Source organism: Allorhizocola rhizosphaerae (assembly GCF_003426775.1).
GTDB lineage: Bacteria > Actinomycetota > Actinomycetes > Mycobacteriales > Micromonosporaceae > Allorhizocola > Allorhizocola rhizosphaerae.
In genome coordinates, this window is record NZ_QJUG01000369.1 from 1 (window position 1) to 4,813 (window position 4,813).

At 70.1% G+C, this 4,813-nt stretch carries 2 protein-coding genes; both read right to left on the reverse strand.

Translation table 11 applies throughout. From position 1 onward, the window contains the following. Nucleotides 1–1,855, reverse strand: a 1,855-nt coding sequence (locus DM816_RS40145) for a type I polyketide synthase (protein ID WP_117215696.1), incomplete at its 3' end; no start/stop codon positions are given. Between the two features lie 9 nt (nucleotides 1,856–1,864). Then, the coding region (locus DM816_RS40150; protein WP_211589066.1) for a type I polyketide synthase at nucleotides 1,865–4,813 on the reverse strand (2,949 nt) is incomplete at its 5' end.

Here is a 4,813-nt window from a genome sequence, read left to right on the forward strand (position 1 = left end):
GGAACAACGCCGTCTCCACCGCAAACAACGCCGGCTGAGTAAACCCCGTCTGCTCCAACCCCACCCCGGACGCGATCACCTCCCGCAACGCCGGATCCAACACCGCACAGACTTCATCGAAGGCCTCCCGAAACACCGGAAACGCATTCGCCAGCTCAAGACCCATCCCCGCCCGCTGCGCACCCTGACCAGTGAACAAAACCCCCAACGCACCCCTACCAGCCCCACCAGCAGAAGCCACCTCACCCAAACCCGCCAACAACTCCTGGCGATCCGCACCCACCACCACCGCACGGTGTTCGAAGGTGGCGCGGGTGGTGATCAGCGAGTAGCCGATGTCCACAGGCTTCGGCCCGTCCGCGACAATCCGTTGCAGCTGCGCCGCCTGGGAGCGCAACGCCTCGGGAGTGCGTGCCGAGAGCACCAGCGGCACGATGGCCGGTGCGGATTGTTCGGAGGGCTCGTCGTCGTCCTGCGGTGCCTGTTCGATGATGACGTGGGCGTTGGTGCCGCTAACGCCGAATGACGACACGCCCGCCCGGCGTGGCCGATCCAGCTGCGGCCACGGTCGTGCCTCGGTCAGCAACTCCACCGCGCCGACCGACCAATCCACCAACGGCGACCGATTTTCCGCGTGCAAGGTCGCCGACAACAGCCCGTGCCGCAACGCCTGAACGACCTTGATCACGCCACCCACACCCGCAGCCGCCTGCGCATGCCCGATGTTCGACTTCAACGATCCCAACCACAACGGCCTGTCCGGAGACCGGCCCTGCCCGTATGTCGCCAGCAATGCCTGCGCCTCAATCGGATCGCCCAACCGGGTGCCCGTGCCGTGCGCCTCCACGGCGTCCACATCGGACACCTCCAGCCCGGCCGACGCCAACGCCTGCCGAATCACCCGCTGCTGCGACAAACCATTCGGCGCAGTCAAACCATTCGACGCACCATCCTGATTCACCGCCGAACCACGCACCACTGCCAACACCCGATGACCGTTGCGCTGGGCATCCGAGAGCCGCTCCAGCAATAGGATCCCGACGCCTTCGGACCAGCCGACCCCGTCTGCCTCGGCCGCGAACGACTTACACCGCCCATCGGCTGCGAGCCCACGCTGGCGGCTGAACTCCACGAAGGTTGCCGGCGTGTGCATCACCGCGACGCCGCCTGCCAACGCCATCGAGCACTCACTGCGGCGCAAGGCTTGTACCGCCAAATGCAACGAAACCAAGGAGGACGAGCACGCCGTGTCGACGGTGACGGTCGGTCCGACCAGGCCGTACGAGTAGGCGAGGCGGCCGGAGATGACGCTGGCGGCATTGCCCGTCATCAGGATGCCCTCCAGCTCGGCGGGGATCTGCCGCAGCGGCGGTGCGTAGTCGTAATACATGACGCCCATGAACACGCCGGTCTCCGAGCCACGCACGGTCACCGGGTCGATCCCGGCGTGCTCGTAGGTCTCCCACGCGGTCTCCAGCAACAGGCGCTGCTGCGGATCCATCGCCAATGCCTCGCGCGGCGAAATCCCGAAGAACTCCGGGTCGAACCTGTCCGCGTCGTGCAGGAAACCGCCGCGAACGCAGTACGTGCGCCCGCGGCTGTCCGGGTCCGGATCGTACAGGTCGGTGGGCCAGCCGCGGTTGACGGGGAAGTCCGACACGGCGTCGCCGCCCGCGACGACGAGGTCCCACAGGCCCTCGGCGGAGGTGACGCCACCCGGGTAACGACACGCCATCCCGACGATCGCGATCGGCTCCACCTGCTCCAGCTCCTGGATGCGCTGGCGTGCGCGGCGCAGGTCCACGGTCACCTTGCGCAGGTAGTCGGCGATCTTCTCGGTCTCGTGCTGGCTCACGTCATGCCCCTACAGCTCGAACTCGGTGTCGATGATGTCGAGCAGGCGGTCCAGCGGAACCGTCTGCAGATCGTGGTCGGAGTCCGCGCCCGCCGTCGAGACGGCCGAGCCGCGCAGGCCTACCAGCATCCGCTCCAGGCGCATCGCGATCGGCCTAGCCGCGTCGCCGGACAATGCCGCCAGGCCCGCCTCCAGGCGGTCCAGCTCCTCGTCGATCGAGTTGCCCGTGCTGTCCGATGTGGACGACGGCAGTTCGGCCGACAGGTACCCGGCTACGGCCCGCGCGGTCGGATAGTCGAACACCAGCGTGGCGGGCAGCCGCAGCCCGCTGATCGCGCCAAGGCGGTTGCGCAACTCCACCGCGGCCAGCGAGTCGAAGCCCAACTCGTTGAAGGCCCGATCGGGGTCGACGGCCTCCCGCCCGCTGTGCCCGAGCACCGCCGCGATCTCGGCGCGTACCAGGTCTGACAGCAGCCGGTCCCGCTGTTCGGTGTCGAGCCCGGCGAGCCGTTGCAACAGCGGCATAGTCGGCGCGGCGGTCGTCTGCGCACGCCCGCGGACCAAGCCACGCAACACCTCAGGCAGGTCGGAGCCCAGCGCCCGCAGCGCCGTGGTGTCGAAGCGCACCGGCGCAAGCAGGCTGTCACCGCGGACCACGGCGGCGTCGAACAGCGCCATGCCGTCGCCCTCGCTGATCGGCACGACACCGCCGCGTGCCACGCGCTTGCGGTCGGCCTCGTCGAGCTGCCCGATCATGCCGCCCTCCTGCGCCCACAGCCCCCACGCCAGCGAGATGCCGGGCAGTCCGGCCGTTTTTCGGTACGCCGCAAGCGCATTCAGGAACGCGTTGCCCGCCGCGTAGTTGGCCTGTCCCGGCGGCCCCAGCAGACCCGAGACCGAGGAATAGAGCACGAAGGCGGACAGCCCCAGGTCGGCGGTCAGCTCGTGCAAATGCCACGCCGCGTCCGTCTTCGGCCTCAGCACGCCGTCAAGCTGTTCCGGGGTAAGGGATGTGACCATGCCGTCGTCGAGCACCCCGGCGGTGTGCACGACGGCGGTCAACGGCCGGTCGGCCGGCACGGACGCGATGAGCCGTGCCACGGCATCGCGGTCGGCGACGTCGCACGCCACGATCTCGGCCTCGGCGCCCAGCGCGGTGAGTTCGTTTTGAAGGTCTCCGGCACCGGGCGCGGCGAGACCTCGCCTGCTGACCAGCAGCAGATGGCGGGCGCCGTGCCGGGCGACGAGATGCCGGGCGAGCAGTGCGCCCAGACCGCCGGTCGCTCCGGTGACGAGGATGGTGCCCGCGGGATTCCAGGGCGCGGCGGCCAACTCTTGGCGTGGGGCCGCGACGAGCCGTGGGGTGCTGATCTGGCCGTCGCGGATGGCGAGATTGGATTCGCCCGAGCCGAGCGCGGCAGGCACCGCCCGCAGCGAACGCTCATCGCGGTCAACGTCGACGACGGCGAAACGTCCCGGGTTTTCGGTCCCGGCCGACAGCAGCAGACCGCGTGCGGCGGCGTACGGCAGGTCGGTCGCCACGCCGTCGCTCGCCGCCACGGCACCGCATGTCAGCAGGGCGAGACGGGAGCCGCCGAAGCGGGGCTCGGCCAACCAGTCCTGGGCCAGGCGCAGGATGCGGTGCACGGCCGCGCGGGTTCGCTCGGCGAGGTCTGCAAGGTCGGCGACGTCGGTCTGCGGGCCGTCGGCCGACGCCACGGGCACGAGCACCAGCGGTGGCATGGGTTCGCCGGCCGCGATCGCCGCGCTCAGTGCGGCCAGATCGTCGTAACGCGTTCCCGGCAGCGGCGCGGCGAACCCGGCCGCGCCCAGCACCACCCACTCGGCTTCTGCGTCCGCTACGGGCACGGCGGTCCAGTCGACCCGGTAGAGCGCGTCGTGCGGCCCTGCGGGGAGCACGGGTACCGGACGGGACAGCATCGACTCGACCGACACCACGGGCGTGCCGTACTCGTCGGTGAGTTCCAGCTGTACGGTATCGAGCCCGGCATCGGCGCTGCGCCGCGTCAGGTGTCCACGTAGGACGGTCGCACCGGCCCGGTGCAGCATGACGCCGTTCCAGGAGAACGGCAGCCCCGCCGCCGTCGACTCGGCCGTCACCCCTGGCAGCAGGGCGTGCAGCGCCGCGTCCAACAGCGCCGGATGCACCATGCATCGGGCCGCCGCCATGCGTTGTGCCTCGGGCAGCTCGACCTCGACGTACAGCTCCTGGCCGCGCTGCCAAACGCGGCGCAAACCCTGGAACGCCGGACCATACCGGTAGCCCTGCCCGGCCAACTCCTCGTAGGCACCCGTGACGTCGAGCTCGGTGGCGTCGGCCGGCGGCCACGCCATAGCGCTGCCTGCAGGTGCAGCAACGGTCTCGGTCACCGCACCGGCGGCGTGCTGGATCCACGACGCCTCCGGGTCGCCCTCGGGGCGCGAGTGGATCTCGACGGTCCGGCGTCCCTTGTCGTCGCGATCGGACACGGTCACCTGCACGTGTATCCCGCCGCGGTCGGGCATCGTCAATGGCGCGGTGAGGGTCAGTTCCTCCAGCCGCTGACAGCCCGCCTCGTGGGCGGCTCGCAGCGCCAGCTCGACGAAGGCGGTTCCCGGCAGCAGCACCGTGCCCATCACCTCGTGGTCGGCCAGCCACGGCTGGGCGGCACGCGACAGCCAGCCGGTGAGCACCAGCCCGCCGCCGACCAGCTCGACGGTCGCGCCAAGCAGCGGGTGATCGGCGGGGTCACGATTGGTCGTGCCGGGCGGGGCGGTCAGCCAGTAGCTCTCGTGTTGGAAGGCGTATGTGGGAAGCGGCACGTGCCGACCCGCACCCTGCAACGTGGCAGCCCAATCCACATCATGCCCACGCACGAACACCGCACCCAACGCCGTCAACAACTCCCGCGGCTCATCCCGGTCACGCCGCAAAGCAGCCACCGCCGCCACGTTGTC